Origin of the sequence: Chloroflexus sp. MS-G (genome assembly GCF_000735195.1) — a bacterium.
Lineage (GTDB): Bacteria > Chloroflexota > Chloroflexia > Chloroflexales > Chloroflexaceae > Chloroflexus.
The window spans coordinates 35001-60365 of the sequence record NZ_JPIM01000012.1; the positions used below are offsets into that span (position 1 = coordinate 35001).

The following is a 25365-nucleotide window of genomic DNA, read 5'->3' on the forward strand; positions in this document are numbered from 1 at the left end:
CACCCATCGGCCCGTTCCAAATTACAGTGCGCGCCGCTCGAATCTCGGCACTGTAGCGTTCGATGGTCTTGGGGCCAATATCCATCACCCGCCAGCCATTGGGAATCTCACCGACGTCAACGATACGATGCTGGGCTTCGGCGCTGAACGCATCGGCAATGACCACATCCACCGGTAGCAAGAGCCGGGCGCCGCGCTCATCGGCAAACGCCATCAATCGTTGCGCCACGGATACACTGTCTGGTTCAACCAGTGAATCACCCAGATTCAACCCTTTGGCCAGCAAAAAGGTGTTTGCCATCCCACCACCGATGAGCAACGCATCGACTTTGCCCAGCAGATTCTCGATCACGCCAATTTTGTCGCTGATCTTGGCTCCGCCGATAACCGTCACAAACGGACGCTGAGGATTGCTTAGTGCACCACCGATGTATGTCAGTTCCTTTTCCATCAGAAAACCGGCAACGGCCGGCAAATAGTGAGCAACCCCCTCGGTGCTGGCATTAGCCCGGTGGGCCGTACCGAACGCATCGTTAACGAAGACATCACCAAGCCGGGCCAATTCAGCGGCCATCTCCGGATCGTTGGCCTCTTCGCGTGGATCGAAACGGGTGTTTTCGAGTACCAACACCTGGCCCGGTTTTAACATAGCAACAGCCGCTTCAGCGGCTGGGCCGGTAATCGCTTCGGTCTTCTTAACCTCTTTTGCTTCAGGGAGTAGCTCAAACAACCGCTCAACAACCGGTCGCAAGCTATATTTCGGGTTGGGTTTCCCCTTCGGTCGTCCAAGATGCGACATCAGAACCACACTGGCGCCATGCTCTAGCAAATAGCGAATAGTGGGTAAGGCAGCTCGGATCCGGGTATCATCGGTAATTTGTCCTTGATCATCGAGCGGGACATTAAAATCAACCCGCACCAGTGCCCGTTTCCCGGCCCAATCCACATCACGGATGGTCTTCTTATTCATGCGCATCCTCCTTTGTTTGCGCTGTAACGGCACACCGTCATTGTAACACAGCACCTACTTGCCGATGCAGAAACGGCTGAAGATCATATCAAGTAGGTCTTCCCCAACCGTCTCACCGGTAATCTCACCCAACGCATTCGCGGCGCCGGTCAGATCAGCCGCCAGTAAGTCGGTTGCCGCACCCATCGCCAACGTCTCCTGCGCCGCCCGTAGAAACTCTTCCGCTCGCCGCAGTGCTGCTCGATGGCGTGGATTACTGACCAGATGCGTCGAAGCCATTGCCGGTAGCGTTCCTCCCAACAACGTGCGCGCAATCGTTTGTGCCAGATGCTCAATCCCATGCCCGTAGCGAGCTGAACAGGCGACCACTGCCTTGCATTGGGGGTGGTGAGGTGTTGGTGGCGGCGGCAATGCAGGATCATCGCATTTATTCCAGACAATAATGGTTGGGCGATCCGCAGTAGTAGCCAACATCGCTTCATCTTCAGGGGTCAATGGTTGTGAAGCATCAAACACCAGTAATGCCAGATCGGCCCGTGTCAGTGCTGCCACTGCCCGTTCAACCCCAATCTGTTCAACCGGATCGGTACTGGTGCGCATCCCGGCAGTATCAATCAACACAACCGGCACACCGGCCAGATTGGCCAGTTCTTCAAGCGTGTCACGAGTCGTACCGGGAATGGGGGTCACAATTGCGCGCTCAACCCGCAATAGGGCATTGAGCAAACTCGATTTTCCAACGTTTGGTCGTCCTACGATCACCACTCGCGCACCGTTACGCAAGACCATTCCCTGTTCGGCCCCGGCCAATAATCGTTCAACGGTTGCCAATGCCTGGGCAATCGGCCCGGCCACGGTTTGTGGTTCAATTCCCTCTTCAGGAAAATCGATCAATGCCGTGATATACGCCAGGGGTTCGAGTATCGCCTGGCGAGCGGCGCGCACTTCACGCGCCAGCCATCCGTCTAATTGGGCTTGCGCGATTGTCAACCCGGCACGAGTCTGAGCACGGATCACGTCAAGGGTTGCCTCGGCTTGGCTCAGATCAATTCGGCCATTGAGAAACGCACGTAGCGTAAACTCACCGGGATTCGCCAGTCGGGCACCGGCCGCCAGTGCTGCCTCAAGCGTAAGTTGCACCGGTAACGCACCACCATGACACGAAATCTCCACGACATCTTCACGGGTAAAGCTATGTGGTGCAGCCATAAACGTGAGCAATGCCTCATCGATCACCTGACCATCCGGTCCGATCACATGCCCATAGCGCACCCGATGGCTGCGTAACCGCCCTGGCCGCACCGGTCGGAAGATGCGTAAGGCAATTGGTTGAGCATCAGGCCCACTTAGTCGTATAATGCCAATACCACCCTCGCCGGGTGGAGTCGCAATCGCTGCAATTGTGTCGCTCATCGAGGTTCTGTGCGTCTCCTTACGACCTTGTTGCGTTTGATCACATGCTATAACGCTCTCGCTCATCTGAGTGGTCTGCGCGGCCTGAGCTGGAGTGACCGCCTGGCCTTACCACTGATGACCCTGACCTGGAGCCAGCCAGCCCTGAGCTGGTCGGCCCATCTGGTTCTTATGATACCAGCGCTTATCGTTCAATGCGTGCTGGCAACGCTGCGACGACGTCGGCTTGATCCACGCCAACAGTTGCGACCGGGGCATTACCGTGATCGGCTGATTATTCGTCTCGACGTTCCGGCGCGCCATGGGCCGGTGCCCGCTCTTCATATTGTGCCGCTCGGCGGCGCCAGGACGGCAATTATTGTTACGCATGGTTCTGGCTGTGACAAAACCTTTTACGCCTGGCGTCTCGTTGATACGCTGATACAGCGCGGTATGGCTGTGCTCTTAATCGATCTCGACGGTCATGGCGAGAGTCCGCGCCCCCAATCCTTCCCCCAGATGGTTGATAGCGTTGCTGACCCGATTGATTGGCTCCAGCAGCGATACGAGCGGGTTGGCGCCATCGGCATGAGTCTCGGTGGCGCAGTGCTGGCTCGCGCCGTGGCCGATGGCGCCAGAGTTGATGCGTTAGCACTCTGGGAAGTACCGCCACGCCTGCGCCTCGACGCTCATGCATACCGGCAGGTACAGATACGGGAGGCATTGGCAATCATTCAATGGCGAATGCTGCACCTCTTCCGTGATGGCGCTATCGACCATGTGATTAAGGCATGGCAGACCAGTGGCATTCGAGCCACCATCAGCACCTGGGATTTGTTTGACGCCCTCGATGTTCCTGGCAGCCTCCGCACGCTTGCGGTGCTCAAACCGCCAACCATTCTGGTGTACGCCGGGCGTGATGCCATCGTGCCGCCCGAGGCCGCAGCCGAAATTGCCGACCTGGCCCGAGGCTGGGCTGAATACCATTTGCTACCATTTGCCAGCCACATTTCACTGCCGATTGATCTGGTCTGTATCAGGCTTACGGCTGATTGGCTACACCAACACCTGGCGAACTCAAGTGCGATTCGGTGGCAAAATAGCGTCAATTAGCCCGTATTCCAAGGCCTGCGTCGCCGTCATGAAGAAATCACGGTTAAAATCGGCTTCCAGCCGCTCAACCGGCTGTCCAGAATGCCTGGCCATAATTTCCCGCAGCAACCGCTGGAGCCGCAACATCTCTTCGACAGCAATCTGGACATCGGGAGCATAGCCCTCGGCGCCACCACCTGCCGGATGGGAATGAATGGTGGCGTGTGGCAAAGCAAACCGCTTGCCCTTCGTGCCGGCGCAGAGAAGCACCGTCGCCATACTGGCGGCTCGCCCCACACAAACCGTACACACATCAGGAGTTACCAGTTGCATCGTATCGTAGATTGCTAGCCCTGCGCGAATCACACCACCGGGACTATTGATATACATCCAGATGTCACATTCAGGGTCTTGCTGCTGCAAGACCAATAACTGAGCCACGACTGAAGATGCCAGCTCATCGTCGATCGGTTCACCGATCAGAATAACTCGTTCTTTCAGCAGACGCGAAAAAATGTCCCAACTCCGCTCGCCACGACTCGTTCGTTCCACAATCGTTGGTATTGGAACTGAAGGCATACCTATCCTCTTTCTCCATCATCGACAATGACACAACTTCCATTTTCCAACTTCAACTGGCGCTTGATGGCAACTGCCCGCATTGCAATTTCATAAGGCTGTTGGTAGCGAGCGGGTGACACCGGTACAATTACTATCGAGAGACTCAACAACGGAAACTGGCATGGTTGCCCCTGCCGGTCAAAACCCTGGATGTAGCCCCGTGCGCGGTCCTCTGCCGAATAGAAATATGGGATTGTCGCATCAAACTGCTCGATCACAGCCTGCCCGATCTGCTGCGCCCGTTCAAGGGTTGTAACTAGAACAAAATCATCACCACCGATGTGACCAAGAAAATCGTCTGGCGCGCCATACCAGTGAACTGCTTTGGTCAACACACGAGCGGTATGCAAGATGACAGCATCACCTTTGAAAAAACCATAATAATCATTATACCCCTTAAAATTATTGAGATCGATGTAACTAACGGCAAACGGCTCTTGTTTCATCAATCGTTCGCGAATGACCTGCTCAATGACAGCATTGCCGGGTAAGTGTGAAATCGGATTGACACTACGGTCACGCTCACTCCGCTGCAAGATAGCACGGATGCGGGCCGCTAATTCCGTCACACTACACGGCTTCACCACGTAGTCATCGGCGCCTTGCTGTAAACTTCGTACCCGTTCATCAAGGGCACTCACCGCCGAGAGGAGGATCACCGGTATCATTCGCCCAGTCGAGTCTGCCCGTACCGTTTGCAAGACTTGTAACCCATCACCATCAGGCAAGAGCCGATCAAGGATAATCAGGTCAAAATACTGTTCACGGATCAGTTGGAGCGCAGTTCTGACATCAGGTGCAGTGACTACGACAAAACCATTGCTGATCAACTGTTGCCCAAGAATAAATCGAATGTCCGGTTCATCATCAACTAGTAAGATACGAGGCAATCCATGCTCAGTGCGAACGTGCGTATGCAGCAGACGATACATCTGTTCAAGCACCGGCTGCTGGAGATCAAGCCATGGAATGCCTGCAATGTCGCGTGACGGGTGACCATGACCGGCCAGCGCTACCACAACATCGCACGTTTCCGGATCGGTGCGTACAATTTGAGCACACTCTACCGGATCAACATCCGCTTCCGCATCAGCGAATACCAACAGACGTGGCCGCCGATACCGGGCCATATCAAGCGCCGTGACGAACGACCGCACTCGTTCCACCTGCCAGCCAACTGTCTGCAATACACCGGCCAATTCATCGAGCACAGCTTCGCCAACCAGCACTGCCTGGCCAGTACCCAACGCTGCGGTCGGTAGGTTTGCTGCCATGGTGACCGTCACATCGGCCTGACGGTACAACGTCAATGGGAGACGTACCACAATCTCCTCGCCTTCCTGTTGCACCCGCCCGTTCAGATTCTGCGCAAACTGTCGTAAACGTATACTGGAACGCTGTAACGCGGCGATTAAATTATTCAACCGCTGATCCTGACTATTACCGTAATGGTGAGCGAGCAAATCTACTGCGTTTTGTACCGTCGTGAGCGGCGAGACAAGCTGGTGAATAAATCGTTCAACCTCTGGCGACAACTTATTCATAGTGTTCCTCATTTCTGGTGATGACGGAGGTCAGCGCAGCAATTAACCGATCAGCTGAGACAGGCTTCTCGAGAAAACCGTTTGCACCCAGTGCAGATGCGTGAGTAGGAGCGTCAGGTCCCAGATCATTTGCCGTCAAAACGACAACTGGAATTGTCGTTGTGTCTGGATTTGCCCGTAATCGGCGGAGTACCTCGAAGCCATCAACCTCCGGCATGCGCAAGTCCAACAAGATCGCATGTGGCCGGATATGCACTGCCAGTGACAGCGCCTCTTCACCACCACTGACGGACAATACTCGAAAATTATTCCGCTGGAGGATTTTCGTCAATGTCAAACGTACATTTTGATCATCGTCTACTACCATAATAAGAGGTTTTGGACTGATAATCTGCTCGTGCACCGCAGCAATAAGCTGCTCAGTCGAGATCGGCTCAGCCAAAAACAGCATATCCTTTGGCAAGCGACCTGTCGCTTCATCACCAACTACGATCATTGGCGTCATCTGATAAAGCGGAATAGCACGCAACCGGAGCAGCAACTCGTCTACGTTTTCAGGATGCACCAGAACAACCACTGCGGGCTGGCGTTCCGGTAACATCGTTAGCAGCTCTGCCGGAGATCGTACTATCATCTCCCAACCTGATGTCGCCGTTCCTTCGGCTTGCAACGCCGTTACCAGGGGATGTCGATCAGCTCCTACAAGCACCAACGGCGGCTGATCCGATATTGGCAGACGCTGCACTTTAGCCAGCGGTACGGTAAAATGGAATGTACTGCCCTGCCCAACCTCACTCTCGACCCATATCCGCCCGCCGTGCAATTCCACCAATTCCCTAGAGATCGCCAGACCCAGGCCTGAACCGCCCTTCTGGCGGCTAATCGATTGATCAAGCTGCTGAAACTTCTTAAACAATTTCTCCTGATCAGAACGTGCAATACCCGGCCCCCAGTCACGGACACTAAAACGCACCATCGCCTGATCAGGACTGACGCTCAAGAGCACGCGCTGACCTGACGCAGAGAACTTTATCGCATTAGAAAGTAGATTAACTACAACCTGCACAATACGGTCGCGATCAACGTCTATCAAAGGCAGATTCGGCGCTATTGCGACATCTATAATTATGTCATGTTGACGAGCGACACTCGAGAGGTTATCAACCGCGCTCTGGCAAATCTCTTCTGGCGCAACCGGTTTACGTTGAAGCTGCAACTGCCCACGTTCAATTTTGGCAATGTCCAGCATATCATTGACGAGGCGTAACAACCGGTTGGTATTATTCAAAGCAATCTGTAACAACTCACGGGCTTTAGCCGGCATATTCGGCACCAGACCAGGTTTACCACGTTCCGCATCACCGAGTAGCAACTGAAGCGATCCCTGCGCGTTCATGAGCGGAGTCCGCAGCTCGTGCGACACGGTGGAAACAAACTCATTCTTCATCTGTTCGATTTCACGTTCACGAGTGACATCGCGGAAGATCAAGATTCGCCCCAGATACTGTTCGCGGCGATCAACCACAGGCGCCGAAAAGCAAAGTAAGCGACGGGGCTTCGGCCAGACAACCTGAAACTCCTCGTGCGCCCGATCGGTCTCTGAACCGAGCAATTGACTGAGCCAGAATGTTAACCGGGCAGGATTAGCAAACACCCGACCGAACAGCAGTAAGAGATCGTCATACGAGCGACCTTTTAAATCGTGCTCAGCGAGGCCGAGGAAATAACAAACCCGGCGATTGACCATCACAATTTGGCGCTGGGGGCTAATCATGATAATTCCATCGTTTGTTGTTTCGACAACCGCCTGCGCACGATCAAGTTCGGTACGCAAATGCTCAAACAAACGCGAATGCTCAATCGCGACACCAACCTGTCGCACCAATAATCGTAACCACTGCCATTGTCGTTCGCTGAAGCCACGACCCGGCCATGGTACCAATTGAACGACACCCGCCTGCCATCCACCAACCAGGATTGCAATTGAAAGCACACCATGGATTGCGTATGTCCTGAAAAACGTATGGAGTGCCGCAAGCTCCTGCGGAGGTGACGGATCAGAGACCTGATAGGCAACCTCGTGATCTGAACGAAGGAGTGAATCGGCCAGATACCGGCACTGGCGCCCAAGATCAGCCTGCCACAGTTGGCGCAGGATGGTGGCGAGGGCTGCTGCGTTGGGATGTGTTTTGACATCCTGCAGATGAAGTTCATGCGTTACATCATCGTAGAGATAGATTGCACCTGCGGCCGCACCACCGCTGATAATTAATTGTTCCAGCGCTGCCTCGAGCAACTGATCAAGCGTATGGGTGTAGAGCAATGTCAAATCGATCATTGCCTCGGGCGATAGACCATTTCCATAGTTGGTATGCCCGGCATGCGCCAACTTGGCGTGGGCATACATTGCATCATCAGCAAGAAATTGCAAAATGCCGACATGTTCCTCAGTTATCGGGATCGACCAACCACACACGCACAGCGACTGTACGAGACCTTGTTCGCAAAATGGCAAAACCACGACACTCGTTGGAGGATAGTCCACCCAGATAGCCTCGATGAGTGCAGACGCCAGAGGAGCCAATTGCTGACCAGGGGCGAACTGGAGAGGACGACGGAGCAGACGCAGGTCGTGTAGCAGATAGTGCGGAATGGTGATCTGAGCGGGAGGAGGGGAAACACCACGGCTTAATAACCTGTACAACTGATTCCCGTCAGGATCCAACTGATACAGGACTGCCACATCGGCTGCGGCCACACTAAATACCCCTTCGAGCAAAACCTGCCATACTTCTTCGCGAGCAGTTGCCCGATACATCTGTCGGCACAATGTCGCCAGCAAAATTGCTCGATCAGAGATATGCACGATGCTTACCCTAGTCAGAATCAGGTAGATGACGCCTGATGATCGGGAATAATGGATTTAATACGATCAACCAGATCAAAAACATTAAACGGCTTCTCGATCCAGCCACAGACAGAAGGAGGTAAATCATTCACTAACGATCCTAACAACGGACTGGCCGTCAACAAAATGATCGGAATACGCTGCCAGACAGGATGGTGTCGCAGATGTTGGCACAACTCTAGCCCACTCATCAGCGGCATCATCACATCAATCAGTAAGAGATCGAACGAATTGTGTTCAAGCAGCTTTAGCGCCTCCACTCCATTACTCGCCATAACCACGGTGTGATCTGCGCCTTCGAGCGCCATACCGATAATAAATTGTAGATCAGGCTCATCCTCGGCCAGCAGAATTCTCATATTCGTGCTCTTCCATCAAGACAATCTGACGAGCAACTTCTTCGATGGCAATCCGTTGCTTACGATAGAAATCCGATTCGCTCATCGCCAAGCGATGAGCAACATCGCGCACGGTTTGACGGCGTAAAAAGCGACCTTCCAGTAAATTGTACAACAACCATTCCTGCGCCGAGGGGTCGATCTGATCATCAGGACGCAGATTGGCGATAGCCTGGCGTAACACCGCCTGTAGGGCCCGTGTTGGGCTTCCCCCCTGTTCGGCCAACAGACGTCGTACACTCCGCAGGCCAAGCAATGGACTCTCGGCCAGCTTCGGCCCGCCCCACAACTGGCTCAGCGCATCCTTCACCAACTGTGGAAAATCGGGATGCAGCACGATGTCATCTTCGAGACTGCTTAACGTCGCCGGGGTTGCCTGTTCTAGACGCGAACTCAGTTTTTGCAACGACTCCATCTCAGGTGCAAGACCGCGCAGGGCATCAAAAATCTGTCGTTGCATCTGAACAGTGGTCAACGCTAACTCAATCTGGTGCGCCAGACCGGCAACCATCCGTCGCATCTCTGGCGACATCCCACCGTTCCGCTGTAAATGTTCGGTTGTCGCTTCAAGACCAATCGCACCGAGAAAAATACCATCAGGACTACGCAATGGTAAGAGGCAAAACGTACTCACCACCACAAAAGAACCACTGTCCAGACTGGTGCTGGCGTCGTAGGGCATACGCTCCAGTTGCGGCAATAACTCAACAATCGGATGCTCATTGACAAAACGCCGAATCGCACGCCGTGATCCCCAAATCGCCTTCACGCTAAAACCATCTTCACCTGGGGCAATAACAAAGCCGGTCTGCACCTGCAACGCACTACAGATAGCCACCAGTGAGTTTTCTAGCAAGGCACGGAGATCGGCACGAGTAAACATATTGCGCGGCAAATTGCGTAGGTAATCGATCTCAGAATGATCCTGGCGATAGATCAGTGCATCGAGGTATGGCTTTACCTGAGTCACAAAAATAGGCATCAGCACGGTCATGACCATAACCCCAAACGTAATCAATGTTTCGGGCGGCAGACCCAAATACTGCGCAATCACGGGCACGGCTTGAATAAACAAAATCGTGGAAATACCGACAAAGGGACCGTACAACCACCAACGAACAAAATCTTGTTTGATAAGCCGTTCAGGAATAAGCATCCCCTGGAACGCCACCGAATAGGTCATAACCGTCACCATTACGATAACGATCATACTGGCTATTGCTTGTAAGGCCAAAATCAACGTGAGTGGCACCATATTCGGTGATGCTATTAACAAGAAGGGAAACACCCCAATGCCCGGTGCAGCGAACGTGGCACCTAGATAATTCAACCGCCGTTGTTGGGCAGGGGTTAAGGCTGAACGGCGCACGATCAGAATTGCGATGAGCGCCGAAAGCGCAGCTAAGCCAAAAAAGAGCACATAAAACCAGAAGATTGGCCCGGCCTGGAACCGTGCAATCGGCCCGCTGGGAGTACCTGTATGGATAACGAGATTGGTACCAAGGACTACAAGCAGAAAGATCGCCAGACTGGCAATGTATGCAGCATATACACTCTTTCGCCACCGCTGCGCCAGCGCATTGGCGCTCCCGAATGACAGCAAAGCATTAGCAAAATGAATATAGCCCGCTGGCACCAATACAATGCCTAACCACTGCGCACGACCTAGAAATTCGATCGTTTCCGGGCGCTGTGCACGCGAGAGCAACAGATCACCACTGTAAGCAATAATGACACCCGTCAGTAAAACCCCTAACGCACGCACAATATCGCTACGCCAATTTTGCAAAGTAATATACGTTAATAGTGAGAAGCTAACAATTAATACTGCGGCGAAGAGAATTTCATTAATGCGTTCAAGTAGAGCTACCATAGCAGTATACAAATATCATTACGTAGGAACGTATAACACAAGAGGCAACCTTACGATAATGTATGTTTATTAAGAGAGTCGCATCTAACCAATAACGTCAGTGACACCATTGCTTACAAGAGTGTCACAGGAGCCATGATTGAACCCATCCTCCTTTCCCGGACTACTTGCACACTGAAGAGTTAGTCTGGATTATACCATAGCAAGTAGCAGCGAGGACGGTATAAGATTGTTATGTAAAGTACAATGAAACAATCTATGCTATAATCTGAGCAGCAGTACCGGCATAGAATTGAGAAACCGCCATGCGTCAGCTTCCCAATCTGCTAGGTCTCTTCCGCATTGTCGCCACCCCCATTCTAGCCTGGATGGTTCTAGTTGCCACGCCCATGGCCTATCTTGGTGCAGCATTGTTGCTCTTTCTCATGGCTTTGAGTGATATGGCCGATGGTCGTCTGGCCCGCCATCTCAAGGTCGTATCACCACTCGGCGTATTCATTGATACGATTAGCGACAAGATTTTTGTCGCCGGTGTCCTGTTGCCGATGATCGAGGTTGGTCTTCTCCCAACCTGGGTGGCTCTCACTATTATTATCCGTGAATTTGTAGTTTCCGGTCTCCGCTCATTCGCCGCTGCTGAAGGAATCGTGATTTCGGCCCGCCGTTTTGGCAAGCAGAAGCTGGTCATTACGGTAGTTGCTTTGATCTGGCGCTTACTGGCAGCCCATGCAGCAACTGGAGGATTCCTGGGCACTATCTTTGGTGGGTATCTGGTTCCTCTCCTCGATCTCTGGCCCATAGTAATAGGGCTGGCACTGCTCTGGACCGTTGGCTCAGGGGTCGAATATCTCTGGCAAGCCTGGCCGCTACTGCGGCGAGGATGGATACCGCACGCATCGTAACAGGAGAGACAGAAGGCTTTACAGCGTTTGTAGAGCTTGACCGAATGATTATCGTCACTGCAACCATCATAAAAATGAAATACGACGGGACACCATGAGATCGATCCAATGCCAGATGGGGTACGGTATGAGCAGTATTTCGTATCATCACCAACGATACCGGCTCCCCACCGCATTGTCTAGGGTATCCCGTCAAGTCGTATTCGGCGAATCAGGTCTTCTCTATCGCAGAAATGCGCTACAGAACGACGGATAAACTTTCAGAGCACAGCACATCTATCGGCCACTACGGATGCAAAAACAGGCGATCAATAGCCGTGGCCAATTGCCGAAGCGTCGTCACCTCGTGCATCGCATCACACATTGGCGCATACTTGTAGATGTCGCTGCTCAACGAGCCGGGATCGTAGACACCCCACTTCCAGCGCTCTTCAGTGGCGAACCAGACTATGCGGCGCGCCCGCCGTCGAATCTGCTCGAACGCGGGAAGATTCGGATCGTTCTCGTTGTTACGTCCATCACCAAGGACGATCACGGTAGTACGGCGATCAATCAGGTGCAATTGATCACGACAAAACTCGGCCAGTGCATTCCCCAGATCGGTGCTGTAACTGCGCGTAGGCCGAATCTCACGCAAGACTTGGGTAATCGCCTGTTCAGGTCGTGATTCGGCAAAGTAATGCGACATGTCGTACAGCCGATCGATGAAGGCAAACGAACGGGTACGGCTAACCTGATCGTGCAGCGCGTAGATCATGAGGAGCATGCACGACATAACGTGCTGCGTACTAACACTCCGATCACACAAAATGACCAGTTTCGGTTTGAGGTGACGCTTGCGATGGCGCACCAGCATCGGCACCCCACCGAAACGCTGATTAACTCTAATTGTTGCCTTGGCATCGAGTGTCCCGGTCTTCCCACGACGCTGGCGCAGCGCCAATCGTGTACGCAACCGTGCGGCCAGTTTACGTACCAGAGTTCGCATCTCAGGCAGGAGACTCTCATCGAGTTGTTCAAGGGGCAGATCAAGCAATTCGCGTTCAGTGGGTCGGCCCCTGCCCTGGCGTGGTCCCTGTCCCTGAGCTTGCTCTTGCATTTGTTGAGCGACCTGCTGACCAATTTGCTGCTCAAGCGCTTGCAGATTGGCACGTGCGGCCTGTTCGATTGCCCGCAGCGCCTCTTCACGCATCCCTTGTTCGCGCAATTGTTCGAGCAGTTGGCGTAGCGCCTGCTGGAGACGGTTCATCTGCAATTCACGCATGGCCTGGCGTGTCATCCAGTCTCGATAACGCGGGTCGCTCAGGTGTGGAGGCGAGACATTGGCCAGCATTGCCCGAATCTGCTGATTGCTGAGCGGTTGTCCACTTACCATGCTTTGGAAGAGTTGGCGGAGGGGTCCGGGGGGAAGCTGGGCGAGTAACTGCTGCAACTGCTGTAACAACTGTTTCTGCTCTTCCGGTGAGAGTTGATCGCCACCGGCCGGTTGCAGAGCAGGGGGGGAATCCTTGCCAAAATAGAGCGGGAAAAGATCATTGAAAATAGCCTGATCCTGACGCTCTTTGATCAGTGCGGTTTGCAATGCCAGCCGAAAGATATTTCGGTCGGCAATCCCTGCCTGTTCAATCGCTCGCATTGCGTCAGCCGACTCAGCGACACTGATCCGCACACCGGCAGCGCGCAAACCTGCAATAAATTCGGTAATGCGTCGATCCATACTTCACTCCACTTAGTTATTGGTCCAATCGCTACCCCGATAACCACCCTTTGGCCGATCGGGGCGGTCGGGCCGATCAGGTCGATCTCCCTGCTGCAACAAACGGCGAGCACGCTGCAAGTCGCTCTCGTATTTGAGGAGGACGTTAAGGGTGGTGTCGAGCGTCGCCTTATCAAGCTGGCGTGCATTCAGTTCTACCAGTGCCCGCGCCCAATCAAGCGTTTCAGAGACACTCGGATGCTTCTTGAGATCAAGCGTTCGCAAACGTTGCACCAACGCAACCGCTTCGCGTGCCAGTTTTGGCGCCAGACCCGGTACCTTCAACTGCACGACGCGCAGTTCAGCTTCGAGATCGGGATAATCGATGTGAATGTACAGACAACGGCGTTTCAAAGCCTCACTCAACTCGCGCGTGTTATTTGAGGTCAGGATGACCGTCGGCACATGTTTGGCCTTCAGCGTCCCCAGTTCGGGAACGGAGACTTGAAAATCACTGAGCACCTCGAGCAAAAATGCCTCGAATTCGGCATCGGCGCGGTCAATTTCGTCGATAAGCAAGACGACCGGTCGGTCGCTCATGATCGCCCGCAATAACGGACGCGGCAGGAGAAAGCGCTCGGAAAAGAAGACATCTTCTTGCGAGGCAAGCCGATCAGCCGCTTCACGAAGGCTTTGCGCATCACCAAGCAGATCAGATAGCTTCTCGCGCAGCAGTTGGGTGTAGAGCAGTTGCTTTGCGTACTCCCACTCGTAGAGCGCCTTCGTCTCATCGAGACCTTCGTAACATTGAAGACGGATCAGTTCACGACCCTGCGCTGCGGCCCAGGCCTTCGCTAGTTCGGTCTTGCCGACGCCGGCCGGGCCTTCGGCTAGCAGCGGCTTACCCAATCGTTCGGCGAGAAAAATTGCCGTGCTAATCTCGTCGGAGGCGATGTAGTTCTGTCGCCCTAATAATTCACGCACATCGGCCATTGAATGAAACATGCCAGGGGCCTTTCTGTGATGGTTTGCAGAAGCTAGCGACTGTCAAGTCATTCCATCGCTGTTATGCACCAATGGAGTTCTTATGACAACCGGATATTTTCATTATAACACTGTTTCCGCGCATTTGCCGGTTGTCATCCTTGCGGTATACTATCAGCATGAAGAGAAAACACCGTTTCCGCGCTATCTTATTCGATCTTGATGGAACGCTCACCGATCCGTTCATCGGTATTGCACGTAGTGTTAACTATGCCCTTCACCAACTTGGCCACCCACCACTGAGCGATCCGGCATTGCGCCGCTGGATCGGGCCGCCCCTTCACGCTTCTTTCGAGCACTTGCTCGGCGATCCGGTACTAGCCGATCAGGCGGTTGCTCATTATCGACAACGGTACTGGGAAATTGGTCTATATGAAAATATGGTCTTTCCTGGTATTCCTGAACTGCTGACCGATCTCACAACGCACGGTATCAGGCTGTTCGTTGCTACGTCAAAGATTCGCCCTTCAGCCGAACGCATTCTGGCCCATTTCGACTTACAACCGTTCTTTGAAGCCATTGCAGCCGTTGATCCGGACGACCGCAACGGCAATAAGGCCATGGTGATCGCAACGCTTCTGCCTTGTCTGCGTGCCGACCGCGCCTGGACGGTGATGGTCGGTGATACTGTGTACGACATTATCGGTGCCCGTTCGCACCGTATGCCATGTGTTGCAGTGACGTATGGCTACGGGGAATACCAGGAGCTGTACTATGCTGCACCCCTTGCTCTGGCCGACTCGGTAGCAACGCTGCGATCGTTATTAATCGCAGAGTGATAAGGTTCGGGGTGATGGTCTGCGACCAATCCTCTCATTGGTACATCGATTGTGCATGTCTCCGCGTTGGCAGGGTCGGGTTTGGAACCCGCCCCTACAATACAGTGACGGGTTCGCTCCTCTTGCACGACGTGGGCTGGCGGCCTTGTCATACGGGTATGAACGACATCTGTTGGCGAACGCAGCCAAAACCTGAAAACGTTGAAAAACCCTGGTGGGAGCAGCGGAGACCACCCATTTCATGCATCCTCTTCCTCGCGTTGTATGAGAGGAAATGGACTGGAGGGACGTGAGGGATTGTCAACGTTTTCGGGCTTCCGTCGTATTTCAAACTCTACGATGAACCGAGTAATTCATCGATGCGTTCCAGGATATACGTTGGGCGATATGGAGATCGCTCGACATCGGCGCGCTGACTATCACCGGTCAGCACAAGGGCCGTATCCATACCGGCAGTCACACCCATCGCAATATCGGTCATCAGGCGATCACCGACAATAATGCACCGTGCTGGCGGCAACCCGATCAGATTGGTAACAGTACGTGCCATAATCGGTGAGGGTTTGCCGACGATGACCTCACAGCGGGTATCGGTACAGGCTTCGATGGCGGCAATGATCGCGGCTGCATCAGGTTCACCACCACCAGGCACAGGACAGAAGCGATCGGGATTCGTCGCTACCAATCGCGCTCCTGCCCGGATTGCGTCGAAGGCAATTTGTAGTTTGCGGTACGTGAAAGTACGGTCAAACGAAGCAACAACAAATGCGATCTCACCAGGCCGTTCACTCAACGGGAATCCGGCCGCCTCAAGCTCTCCGATCAGCGGCGCTTCACCGACCACAAAGAGTGGTGCACCAGGCGCATGTGCCAGCAGCCACTCAACCATCACTGCCGCACTCGTAATAATCTCGTGTTCCTCAGCCACAATACCAAGTCGCTGCAAACGGGCGGCATACTGCTGCCGTGTTTTGGTGGGGTTGTTTGAAAGAAATGTGATCCGGCGACCTTCCTGACGCAAAGTATGCAACAGTTCGGCTGCACCCGGTAAGAGCATATCACCCAGGTAGATCGTCCCATCAAGATCGAAGATATAACCGTCGTAACGTGGAATCGGTTGCATGCTAGCTCCAGGTAGTAACAATCAGCATGTATGTACCGTGCAATAGTATCACAACTGACCATTACCACAGGCAGATCGACTTCTTGGTAGGGGTGTTCAGCGTTCGCAGTTTTACAGTGATCACCAGACAATCCCGTCTCACCAGGAGCGTGAGCCTGCATTCCTGCACTGGCAGCAGCGTACAGGGGTATCGAGAGGAAAAGAATGCTCCGCCCTCGTATTCTGATGCGAAACAATGTGGAGAGCTGATAGAGGTGATAGACGTTGTTACGCCTGATCGTCTCAGGCGTTGAGCATACGTTCTTTCATCGACCAGTTGGTGGAGAGCAATTGCTTGATACGTTCAATCAGTTCATCGATGAAGAACGGCTTGGTCATGTAACTATGAACATCCGCCTCGGCTACAGCATGACGCACTTCGGACGAATCATAGGCCGTGACAATCAAGGTAATTGGGTTGTACCCTTGTTCGCGCAATGTCTTCACCAGCCGCACGCCATTCATACCGCGCAGATTGTAGTCACTAATCAGGAAATCGAATGGTTGCTCTTTCCAGCGCTCTAGGGCCTCTTCTGCACTGAGAACTGACACAAACTCGTAAGGTATCCCTATGCCCTGCATTGCAAGCTCTATGATGCGCCCAATGTGATGATCATCTTCTACCAGCAAGATGCGCACAGGTTGCGCAGTCTGAGGATTGCTGCTCATAGAAGCCCCCCGTCTCTATCCCTGCGCCGTTGCAAAGATGGACAGTTACGGTGGCGCTGGTGACAATAGTACTTTTTTCCTATCTTTAGTGTAGCACAGCTTCACCTAGGATACAATAACAGTTTTGTCAAATTGTAATCGATGATTCGGATAGGTTCTAAATACCCAGAATCAGGTGTCCAGTCGTTGCTTAAGCGCTCGTTGTACAACCTCGACGATTCGATCAAACGGTGATGCAGTACCTTCGATACCGAGCAGCTCGATGATCTTTTTCAGATCGTCAACGATCTGCTTGGCGCCGCCTTGGTAGAGGTTATTGATGGCTTCCTCTGAAACGCCGGCAAAACCGTGCGCAATCACGCTCTGATTACGTAGATCGGCCAGTGCGTTAAGTTTGTTCAAACGTGCCTGAACACCTCGTAACCGCTCGCGATCTTTCTTTGTCGCACATGGTGTACCATCTGCTCGTGTTCCCCCTTCAAGCACAAATTCAAACATCGCCTGCATGACCGGTCGATTTGGGCCATCGGCGTAGCGCAGCGGCTGATTGTCAATGGTGCGTTGTTCCAAAAACCTGCGTAAATCCGGCGTAGCTTCGATCTGCTCACGGTAGCGTTTCACATTGACCTCACGCAGCTCCTTACTCATATCGGTAGGCAGGCCGAGGTAGCGTTCGACGATCCAGCGCAAGACGCCCTCTTGAAACCGAAAGATACGCCCCAGCATATCGGCATAGCGACCGTTGCGCCAGGCAATTTCGGCGCTGTAGGCCACTTCACGGAGCAGCGCAGCCATATCGTTTTTTTCGAGCTGTTTGAGGTCGGCACTCAACTCACGACAGAGATCGCGGTTTGTCCCTGACGCGACACGTTCTGCCTTCGTCGCAACATCCTGTGCACGCCGAAAATCAAATGCTTCGCGGTAGACAGCATATTCAAGGAGTCGGAGAATCCACTCCTCAACCCCAGCATGACGTGCGCTGAGCAGGGCAGCCGGGAAGTTGTACTGACCAAGGGCCGTCATTGCATTGATCCGCTGAAAGGCTCTACTCATCTTTTCGCCGATCCCCAGCTCGGTAACGTGACCACCTTCTGGCGGATAGACGAAATGACAGCGGTCGGCGTAGGCGATAATCGCCTGAAGCTGTAACGCAAAATTGCAAGCCGGAATCCCGCCAGCCGTCAAGATATAGCACGCATCGACATCGTGTTCGACGCGCGTCAACAAGTAGGCGTAAGCCTCGAACGCTTCGTCATAGATACTGGGGTTGAGATCGGGGCCATACCGGTTTTCAATCCGAACCGGTTGCACCTGCTCGATCCAGTTTGCAAACCGCTCGGAAACCAGCCGCTGTACGATCCGCGCCAACCAGACGGTGTCTTTGTCACGTAATCTCACCCCAAAACGATCAGCTTGCATCGTTTTCGGATTTTCCGGCTGGTCGGTGAAGAAACAGATCAGTCGCGCTTTCGCATCAGGATGTTTCTGCTGGATGAATTTTAAACACGGCTCGATCAGTGGTAATTCAAACTGGTGTTTGGCAAAGGTCTGCCAGAGTTGCTCACCCTCAACGCGCAGGTTATTTGGTCGCTTACCGTCGGCCACCAGATCACTGTTACCAAGATTGCACATGATCAGGATTGTCATACCCTACGCTCCTCGATAGTCAGGCAAACCCAGCCCAGTGGCAGCCAAGGTTGCCCGTTCCGCATTACCAGTTTGCGTGTATCAGGGAAGCGATCACCAGCCCGAAATCGCTGTGATCGCTGTCGATGTAATTTCAGATTGTATCGATGCACTGCCTGCACAAAGATCGTTTCGCGATTACCCTCCCGCAGAAGGTTGTCGAGAGTCTTGCTGCGCCAACCGGCTCCCCAACCGATAGGCAGCAGAAACGCATTTGTTCCTTCTAGCCCGGCCAGTCGTTCGGCTAAGTCGGCATAGAAGCGGGCAATTGCTGCTGCTTCTGGATGCTGCCGAAAGTAGGTTTGTTCGCCTTCGATCAGCACACGAGCGCGCTGCCGACCCAGTTCCGCTAGGCGCGCCGGTTGGAGTTGTTGCGCCCAATCGCCAAAGTCGATCACCGAGCGGGCTATCTGGCCGGTAAACGGATACTGTTCGATTTGTAAAACGGCAGTAAACGTGACGCCAACCGGCGCCGCTTCAACTGTTATCGGCGAACCCTTGGGAAACACCCGTACCTGAGCCAACAACGGGTTCTAGCGAACCGGTTGAGTATCGCTCAGATGAACGGTGCGCATCACGTCGCGTAACAGATCGTGACTAACCCGCCTAGAATCGCCTTGCTTTCGTCCGTAAAAGATGTTACGCTCGATGGCTGCTGCGGCATTGCGCTTATCTTCTGCGTCGGCAAATTGCGCCAGCACCTGTGCCGCTCGCTCTGGGGCCAGCGCCCAGGCCAGAACGGTGCGGAGTGCGCCCTTCAATGTTGAACCGGGTAGATACAGACGGTCGACGGGGTCTTTGACACAGGCCAGAATCTCGCTCTGCCCACTCTTAACTTCAGGGCGACCAGCGTAGGAGTAGCGAAGCAAACCCGGTACAGTACGCAGGTCGTCAACTGTCAATAGTCCGGTTTTCAGCAAATCGCCGATGCCACTGTTCTGGAGCAATTCTGGCGGGACAACGATAGTGGTCGCTGCCGTTTCAAGACTGGCCCGTTCGGCCTTCAGGCGAGCCAGTTCCTCTTTAATTTTGTTCGCCTCGGCGATCAGGCGCTGCTCCATCTCTTGCGCCTTGCGTGGGTCTTTGGGCGGCGACGCCTCGAAACGTTTAATGTCTTCGATATTCTTTTGCTTCCGACGCTGGAGTCGCTCTTCACGCTCGGCCAAACGTGCCAGTTGTTGTTCGCGAGAAGGTTGACGTTCCAGCCAGCGTTGCAACACAAGATCGAGGACAGCATCACTATTGAAGACGTAGGTTGTCTCGCGGTCGGCGTAGAAATCGACTTGCTCATACAACCGGCTCCCACTCAGCACACAGAGCGGGCTGAGGGTTTCGATCCGCAGTTGATACACCCGATTGATCGATGGCATAACGCTCCTCATTCGGTTGCTACGGTAAACCAATAGCCAGTGCCAGGCCACTGCGGTAGATCGGGTGTGGCAGGTTCACATCCGGTCTCACATCAATGATCTGACCACGCGGCAAGACATTGGCGCAGGTTAGGACAGCGCCTTCGGCGATCATCATGATCGATTTCCGACGGTAGGTAGTGCCATCGGCAGCCAGGAACCACCCGCCAACGTTGACCAGTTGGTACGTCGAGGATTCATCGCGTACAAACGCCAGCTCATCCGGGGTCGGGATATAACGCGAGAGCAAGACAGCACGCCGGTGAGGTTGCGGCAGATCGAGACTAAGCGGCGCACCGCGTTGCCACGTGAAGGCGCCATAGCCGTTAGTGCGCTTCCCCCCCAGGCCACTCTCACCGAGCAAGGTGAGCAGGCGCTCGAACACCGGCTGGGCTTGCGGATCGTCAAACATTACGCCCACACTCAAACCGGCGCCAGGCGAAAAGATAATACGACCGACTTCATAGTAGGCCGACGCCTGACTTAACCGATCCAGGGTTACTCGTGGTGTGGCGTCAATCTGCCAGAGCGGGGTTGCACTCAACCGCGCCCGCCAGGACTCTGTACTTTCGCTAGCGGCTGGTCGCCACGGCGATGGCAGGCGTCGCGCTTCTTCTTCACTCAGCCAGATTTTGCCTTGTTGCAGGATCAACGGAGAGTCGGGCAATGTCTCACCCTTGCAGACGGCAACGAAGAGGGCCGGCGAGAGATAACGCAGCTTCTTGAGCTTCTTGCTGGCTACTGCGGCAGTATCGGGTAAATGCAGTAACGGACGTGGCAGCAACGGCAGATCACCGATCCGGGGAACAAGTGAGCTGTGGCGAAACGGTGGTTGCCCATTGAGAAACGGCGTAACCCAAACCGGTGCGCCATCAGGTGTACGTTGATCATCACTAAGTGCTGCCTGCGCCACCAGCGCTGCAAAGAACGAATCGGAGGCTAACGTCTCGCTCGTCTCTTCCAGACCGATCCCCTGCCGACCAAAGTGAAAGCTAAGCGTTGTCGCGCCAGGTGGTGGATTCAGGTGGTAGACGGTAAGTATCGTCGGCATAGAGCTTTCTCCGGAGAATGGCCACACCTACGCTGCGGCGAAATACTCTTGCAACTTGATCAGCAGCTCGTCTCGCTTCAGCTCAGGCAGGGTTGGCGCTTCCATTACGAGCGTCAGCTCATCGTACTGTCCGGCTTGAAGCCGACGAGCAAATATCTGAACATGACGCAGACGCACCTGACCATTGCCACGCGATCCCATCCCACCCAGGTAGTCATCTTCAAGATAAGTGAAGGCCTCGTAGAGTGAACCGAACAGATTGATAACATCGGCGAGCGTTTCACCATTCCCGACGTAGAGACTGTAGACCGCTTCTGCCGGCCCAAAGACGGCGCCGGCCGGCACGCGCTCGATCTGGCGCGGTGTAGCCGCCGAAGTGACACGATCAATCGCGGCTTCCCACTTGATCTCGGTATACGGCAGATCGGTACGGAGCTGACGCAGTTCGCTTTCTGATTTGGCGGTCAGTGGCACATCCCGCATTATTAGGCGCGTCGGCACACTGATCGTTAGACTATGGTGATTGGGTAACGTGCCAAACACGCCAGCAATCTGGTAGAAGCGACGGTACTCATCTTCGTTCGTTGGCACGTGGATATACACCCCTTCGTTGACTTTGAACGTCTGCGGTGCACCGTAGACCTTTTCCATCAGTGAACGCAGCTTGCCTTTCAACGAGGAGCCGGGAATATAGGGTTGATTGGTACGCGGATTACGAATAACCGGTTTATCAAGACCGCCAATCTCAAGCCCACCAGCGGCGCCGCCGATGTGCAGACCGGTCAGCAACTCAATCTCAGCCCGCAACATGATCCGTCCGTGCAGGGTAACAGTGCGTGTGCTCATGGGATAGCCTCCTCAAGCATTAACTCGTCTTGCCACCGTAGCGACGGTGGTAGGCCAGAATCGCTTCAAACAGATCGACAAAGGTATGAAAGCGGCGAACATCATTCCCGATCAGGTCAATAGCCCGCGAGAGTGTGTCAACTAATGCCCGCAATGCGTTGTTGTTGCTGAAACGACCAATCTGATACGCCATCTTGGGCTTTAACATTAACAGTCGGCGCTGGACGTTCAGTGGCAGCGTCTCTTCCTCAAGGCCTACCTCTTGCTCGATTGAGCGTACTTCACCAAAGATATTGCGGATCTGTGAAGTGGTAAGTTTTCCACTCAGCTCTTTTCCCAACTCATCGGCCTTTTTTATCAACAACTGAATAGCTTCCGCCGACTCCTCGGTCATGATCTTTTTTAGATCATCTGCTGAAATAGGCTGAACCGATGGTGATTGATCACCCCGCTGACGATTCATACAACCTCCCTTTGCCAAACATAAACCAATGCTACCGATTACGATCACGACTGCGCAGCAACAACTGTGCCCAGCGAGCGGCTAATCCGGCAGGGATGATAGTTCGCGCCATAATTCCCTCGCTGCTCAGCAATCGTTCGCGCAGATCGATAATCTTCTGCTTGACCTCGTCTGATGAACGTTCGGCCAGGCGCGTGAACTGGTAAACACCCTGCCACACCCACGGGCCGACGGTCAATTGTTCAACCCCATCCCGGTTGTAGCGTGGACGGGCGTACAACGACAGGCGCTGTAACGTTATGAGCAGGCTGCGCGGCGCACCTTGCTCAATTAATGTCACCAGTTCATCCTTCAGACGCGAGGCCTCAGCAAATTCCTGCCAGCTCAGCGTTTGACCCAGAAACGTAATCGCATCTTTGTTGCGACCATCAGGACGGGTGTAGCTCTTCGCCGCATCAAGCGCATTTCCGGCATCTTCTGCCGCTTGGTACAGCGGATACCCGGCCTGATGCAGAGTAATGCCCGCCGACACACTCACCGGTGGGATGCCGTCCGGGATGATGCCGGTTGTATAGCGAACAAAATCATTGCGGATTGTGCGGGCTAGTTCAGGCATCACATGCCACGAACCAACGAGAAACAGGTCATCGCCACCGCTATACACGGCGTAGATGCCGCCTTCAGTTTGATTCATCCGCCGGCACAACTCGCCGACCCAACCCTCGAAAAAGCGGCTCAGCGCGCTACTCAGGGCTGCGGTCACAGCCAGGCTGGCCAGGCCGGCCGGTCGATCCAATCCCTTCCCAAAGAGATCGCCCAAATTGTCAACATCCATCCGCAATACAGCAATGCGGGCAACACCTTTGCTACGACGGGCAAGCACAGTGAAAGGAGCGACATCACCGGGCCGAAGCTCTTCATCCGACGGCTCGCGCAGGTCATCCTCTTGCAGGCGGTAGGCTTCGGTCACAGTATAGCGCGGCCCTACCGAAATAGCCTGCGCTGGTGAATGTGGCGCTGCTTCATCATCAAGTGCCAGAATGCGGAAACGCCCCGCTCGGACTGGTGGCTGAGGAAGGAACTCATACTGCCAGCCCAGTTGCGTCGTCACCGCTCGCCATGTCTCGCCAGCGAGAGGTTCGGTAGCCGTACCGACCTGCAACAGTACCGCCCGCGTAAGCTGACGACCTAACTCGGCCAGGGATTCGCCTAGCCGGTCATCAGGCTGTTCGTCGGCACTCCGCGGTGGTCGAGGCATACGCGGCTGAAACATCTGCGCAAACTCATTAGGATCGAGCGCAGCGAACCGTCGCCGCTTATCGCGATCAATCGCCTGCGTCAATTCAATCCACGTCGTATCGCTGTAAGTATCAGGCGCAAAGGGTTGGGTTGCACCCAGAGCCAGGTAGAGCAAACCATGATGGGCTTTGAGTAATATCCTGCCGAGGTGCTTTCGCCAGCCTAGAACCTGATCGACGACGTGTCCCGGCACCACAACATAGAAGCGCCCGCCACCGGCGTAGAGCAGATTACAGAGCGGCATCCCACTCTCGCGCAACACATAGTTGGCACAAGCATCGGTCAGCAATTGCAAATAGAAAGAACGACCGCGTAACTGGCGGGCCGCCCCTTCTGCCGGGATACTGTAGAGAAACTCCTGCAAACCAGAAAGATCACCACCCACCAGTGCAATGCGGTGTTCGGGATCGGCCGTCTGCGCAGCGGCAACCGCTGCGTGCAGGCGGGCCAGGTCGTAGAGCGAGACAGCCGGTAATGGCGACGGCAAAGACCAGGCGTACCATTGCAAACCAAACAGCAAGCGTTCGACACGCTGTTCGGGATCATTGATCTGCCCAACCGCCTGCAAAACCTGCCGCAGATTATCGGCAAGCGCGTTATCCGGCTTCACCGGCTTGTCCTGCGGAAAGAGGGTATCTTCGTCACAACGTAGCATCGCCGGTTTCTGCCACTGCTGGCGCTGCTGGCTCGAACCAGTGCGTAGCCGAGTAAAAATGGTATCCAACGCATCGGGTAGCGAGGGCCACGTCGACTGAGGTGACTGCCCACAAAGCTGCCAGGCCGCTGCGGTCAGCGCTGGTGGTGCTGTTACCTGCTCACCGGTCGCTGCTGTCGTCCAGGCTTGCAATACCTGATAGGCGACATCAAACGGTTCGGTTGCTGTCATAGCGTTTGCTCCACTATCGTGAGATTGACTTCTACAGTATAAACCATAGTTAAGAATATCAGTAATTCTTCTTCACCTTTCACATCGTTTGCGATGATCGCCGGTTATTGTAGTTATCGTCGTCGCACCTAGTATAGCAAAAATTGCGTTCACAAATGTGAAAATTGATCATGAAATTTTCGCGATTTTAAGAGGTATTGACCGTTTTGTGCATGCGGTTTCCTGATCTTCCACACAACAATACAAAGACACCAGGGCAGTACGCTCTGGTGTCTTTGCGCTGTATAGCCGCAGGGTAAAACACCTGCCAGTACCGGGAGACAGTACTGGCAGGGGATAGCAGTCTAGGGCGCAACTCTCATAATGACCGGCACGAAAATCCGCATCGGCTCTACGACAATTTCATAGGTGAAGCTGGCGCTCTGCCCGTTAGCATCAGTGACGGTAATCGTGAAGTTGTAAGTTCCAACTTGAGTTACCCGACCCTCCAGTCGGCCATCTTCGGTCATCACGAGACCCGTCGGCAGATTCCCACTGATCTGATAGGTGTAGCTGCCGTTACCACCTGAAGCGCTCAGTTGAGTCTGAACAACACTACCCACAGGAATAGATGGCGGCAGACGTAACTCCAGGCGAGGCGCTTCACCGGGTGTTGGCGCAGGTGTCGCTGAAGGT

At 54.1% G+C, this 25365-nt stretch carries 20 protein-coding genes and 1 pseudogene (1 of these 21 cut by a window edge); 3 read left to right on the forward strand and 18 right to left on the reverse strand.

The window, feature by feature from the left end:
• Positions 1-970 carry the 5' portion of a phosphoglycerate kinase gene (locus JE47_RS0103745; protein ID WP_031458457.1) on the reverse strand. The gene continues 233 nt to the left of window position 1, outside the view, so the window shows 970 of its 1203 coding nt (coding positions 1-970); the start codon lies at positions 968-970; its stop codon lies off the left edge, out of view.
• A 54-nt stretch (positions 971-1024) separates the two neighbouring features.
• Positions 1025-2383 carry a tRNA uridine-5-carboxymethylaminomethyl(34) synthesis GTPase MnmE gene (gene mnmE, locus JE47_RS0103750; RefSeq protein WP_031458458.1) on the reverse strand — a complete coding sequence of 453 codons (1359 nt, stop codon included), beginning with the start codon at positions 2381-2383 and terminating at the stop codon, positions 1025-1027.
• Positions 2384-2392: 9 nt separating this feature from the next.
• Between mnmE and JE47_RS0103755 the strand changes: the two genes are divergently transcribed.
• Entirely contained in the window at positions 2393-3475 is a 1083-nt protein-coding gene (locus tag JE47_RS0103755; RefSeq protein ID WP_031458459.1) for an alpha/beta hydrolase, read from the forward strand.
• Here JE47_RS0103755 and JE47_RS0103760 read toward each other — a convergent pair.
• From JE47_RS0103760 to JE47_RS0103780, 5 genes are read right to left on the reverse strand one after another with little or no spacing between them, the layout of a single operon-like run.
• Entirely contained in the window at positions 3440-4033 is a 594-nt protein-coding gene (locus JE47_RS0103760; RefSeq protein WP_031458460.1) for an ATP-dependent Clp protease proteolytic subunit, read from the reverse strand. The genes JE47_RS0103755 and JE47_RS0103760 overlap by 36 nt on opposite strands.
• Before the next feature lie 2 nt (positions 4034-4035).
• The gene (locus tag JE47_RS20315) at positions 4036-5619 is read right to left on the reverse strand and encodes a GGDEF domain-containing response regulator (RefSeq protein ID WP_035418947.1); all 1584 of its coding nucleotides are present in this window, start codon (positions 5617-5619) and stop codon (positions 4036-4038) included.
• Positions 5612-8485, reverse strand: coding sequence for an ATP-binding protein (locus JE47_RS0103770; protein ID WP_031458462.1), 2874 nt, complete (start codon positions 8483-8485; stop codon positions 5612-5614). Before JE47_RS0103770 ends, JE47_RS20315 begins: the two co-directional genes overlap by 8 nt.
• Positions 8486-8505: 20 nt before the next feature.
• Entirely contained in the window at positions 8506-8886 is a 381-nt protein-coding gene (locus JE47_RS0103775; RefSeq protein ID WP_031458463.1) for a response regulator, read from the reverse strand.
• A complete protein-coding gene (locus JE47_RS0103780; protein WP_031458464.1) occupies positions 8861-10798 on the reverse strand; it encodes a histidine kinase N-terminal 7TM domain-containing protein in 1938 nt (645 codons plus the stop codon). The genes JE47_RS0103775 and JE47_RS0103780 overlap by 26 nt, the downstream gene beginning before the upstream one ends.
• Before the next feature lie 305 nt (positions 10799-11103).
• Between JE47_RS0103780 and JE47_RS0103785 the strand changes: the two genes are divergently transcribed.
• A complete protein-coding gene (locus JE47_RS0103785; protein WP_031458465.1) occupies positions 11104-11700 on the forward strand; it encodes a CDP-alcohol phosphatidyltransferase family protein in 597 nt (198 codons plus the stop codon).
• 286 nt (positions 11701-11986) lie between these two features.
• Here JE47_RS0103785 and JE47_RS0103790 read toward each other — a convergent pair whose 3' ends face one another.
• Together JE47_RS0103790 and JE47_RS0103795 are read right to left on the reverse strand one after the other, a co-directional pair.
• Positions 11987-13417 (reverse strand): VWA domain-containing protein, encoded by a 1431-nt coding sequence (locus tag JE47_RS0103790; protein ID WP_031458466.1) that lies wholly within the window; start codon positions 13415-13417, stop codon positions 11987-11989.
• A 12-nt stretch (positions 13418-13429) separates the two neighbouring features.
• Positions 13430-14401 (reverse strand): AAA family ATPase, encoded by a 972-nt coding sequence (locus JE47_RS0103795; protein WP_031458467.1) that lies wholly within the window; start codon positions 14399-14401, stop codon positions 13430-13432.
• A 158-nt stretch (positions 14402-14559) separates the two neighbouring features.
• On the opposite strand from JE47_RS0103795, the gene JE47_RS0103800 reads away from it, so the two are divergent.
• Positions 14560-15219 (forward strand): HAD family hydrolase, encoded by a 660-nt coding sequence (locus JE47_RS0103800; RefSeq protein ID WP_031458468.1) that lies wholly within the window; start codon positions 14560-14562, stop codon positions 15217-15219.
• A 334-nt stretch (positions 15220-15553) separates the two neighbouring features.
• Here JE47_RS0103800 and JE47_RS0103805 read toward each other — a convergent pair whose 3' ends face one another.
• The 9 genes and pseudogenes from JE47_RS0103805 to JE47_RS0103845 all read right to left on the reverse strand — a co-directional run.
• Complete coding sequence (locus JE47_RS0103805) at positions 15554-16342, reverse strand: HAD-IIA family hydrolase (RefSeq protein WP_031458469.1); 789 nt, start codon at positions 16340-16342, stop codon at positions 15554-15556.
• A 282-nt stretch (positions 16343-16624) separates the two neighbouring features.
• Positions 16625-17050, reverse strand: a complete 426-nt coding sequence (locus JE47_RS0103810) for a response regulator (RefSeq protein WP_031458470.1) — start codon at positions 17048-17050, stop codon at positions 16625-16627.
• A gap of 171 nt (positions 17051-17221) precedes the next feature.
• Positions 17222-18697, reverse strand: a complete 1476-nt coding sequence (locus tag JE47_RS0103815) for a hypothetical protein (RefSeq protein ID WP_031458471.1) — start codon at positions 18695-18697, stop codon at positions 17222-17224.
• A pseudogene (csm5, locus tag JE47_RS20320) lies at positions 18694-20118 on the reverse strand (type III-A CRISPR-associated RAMP protein Csm5). Before csm5 ends, JE47_RS0103815 begins: the two are co-directional and overlap by 4 nt.
• Before the next feature lie 7 nt (positions 20119-20125).
• A complete protein-coding gene (gene csm4, locus JE47_RS0103825) occupies positions 20126-21196 on the reverse strand; it encodes a type III-A CRISPR-associated RAMP protein Csm4 (protein WP_031458472.1) in 1071 nt (356 codons plus the stop codon).
• A 27-nt stretch (positions 21197-21223) separates the two neighbouring features.
• Positions 21224-22042, reverse strand: coding sequence for a type III-A CRISPR-associated RAMP protein Csm3 (gene csm3, locus JE47_RS0103830; protein ID WP_031458473.1), 819 nt, complete (start codon positions 22040-22042; stop codon positions 21224-21226).
• 19 nt (positions 22043-22061) lie between these two features.
• On the reverse strand, positions 22062-22505 hold the full coding sequence (gene csm2 / locus JE47_RS0103835) for a type III-A CRISPR-associated protein Csm2 (protein ID WP_031458474.1): 444 nt from the start codon (positions 22503-22505) through the stop codon (positions 22062-22064).
• Positions 22506-22536: 31 nt separating this feature from the next.
• Positions 22537-24690 (reverse strand): type III-A CRISPR-associated protein Cas10/Csm1, encoded by a 2154-nt coding sequence (gene cas10, locus JE47_RS0103840; protein ID WP_031458475.1) that lies wholly within the window; start codon positions 24688-24690, stop codon positions 22537-22539.
• A gap of 344 nt (positions 24691-25034) precedes the next feature.
• Positions 25035-25365 (reverse strand): Ig domain-containing protein (locus tag JE47_RS0103845; protein ID WP_031458476.1); only part of this gene is annotated, 331 nt, incomplete at its 5' end.

Bases quoted from the DNA above. Each gene is read 5' to 3' on its own strand.
- JE47_RS20315 (WP_035418947.1), bottom strand. From the start codon at position 5,619: ATGAATAAGTTGTCGCCAGAGGTTGAACGATTTATTCACCAGCTTGTC.
- JE47_RS0103805 (WP_031458469.1), bottom strand. From the start codon at position 16,342: ATGCAACCGATTCCACGTTACGACGGTTATATCTTCGATCTTGATGGG.
- JE47_RS0103780 (WP_031458464.1), bottom strand. From the start codon at position 10,798: ATGGTAGCTCTACTTGAACGCATTAATGAAATTCTCTTCGCCGCAGTA.
- csm4 (WP_031458472.1), bottom strand. From the start codon at position 21,196: ATGCCGACGATACTTACCGTCTACCACCTGAATCCACCACCTGGCGCG.
- JE47_RS0103790 (WP_031458466.1), bottom strand. From the start codon at position 13,417: ATGGATCGACGCATTACCGAATTTATTGCAGGTTTGCGCGCTGCCGGT.
- csm3 (WP_031458473.1), bottom strand. From the start codon at position 22,042: ATGAGCACACGCACTGTTACCCTGCACGGACGGATCATGTTGCGGGCT.
- JE47_RS0103810 (WP_031458470.1), bottom strand. From the start codon at position 17,050: ATGAGCAGCAATCCTCAGACTGCGCAACCTGTGCGCATCTTGCTGGTA.
- JE47_RS0103785 (WP_031458465.1), top strand. From the start codon at position 11,104: ATGCGTCAGCTTCCCAATCTGCTAGGTCTCTTCCGCATTGTCGCCACC.
- JE47_RS0103800 (WP_031458468.1), top strand. From the start codon at position 14,560: ATGAAGAGAAAACACCGTTTCCGCGCTATCTTATTCGATCTTGATGGA.
- JE47_RS0103795 (WP_031458467.1), bottom strand. From the start codon at position 14,401: ATGTTTCATTCAATGGCCGATGTGCGTGAATTATTAGGGCGACAGAAC.
- JE47_RS0103760 (WP_031458460.1), bottom strand. From the start codon at position 4,033: ATGCCTTCAGTTCCAATACCAACGATTGTGGAACGAACGAGTCGTGGC.
- cas10 (WP_031458475.1), bottom strand. From the start codon at position 24,690: ATGACAGCAACCGAACCGTTTGATGTCGCCTATCAGGTATTGCAAGCC.
- JE47_RS0103815 (WP_031458471.1), bottom strand. From the start codon at position 18,697: ATGACAATCCTGATCATGTGCAATCTTGGTAACAGTGATCTGGTGGCC.
- csm2 (WP_031458474.1), bottom strand. From the start codon at position 22,505: ATGAATCGTCAGCGGGGTGATCAATCACCATCGGTTCAGCCTATTTCA.
- JE47_RS0103775 (WP_031458463.1), bottom strand. From the start codon at position 8,886: ATGAGAATTCTGCTGGCCGAGGATGAGCCTGATCTACAATTTATTATC.
- mnmE (WP_031458458.1), bottom strand. From the start codon at position 2,383: ATGAGCGACACAATTGCAGCGATTGCGACTCCACCCGGCGAGGGTGGT.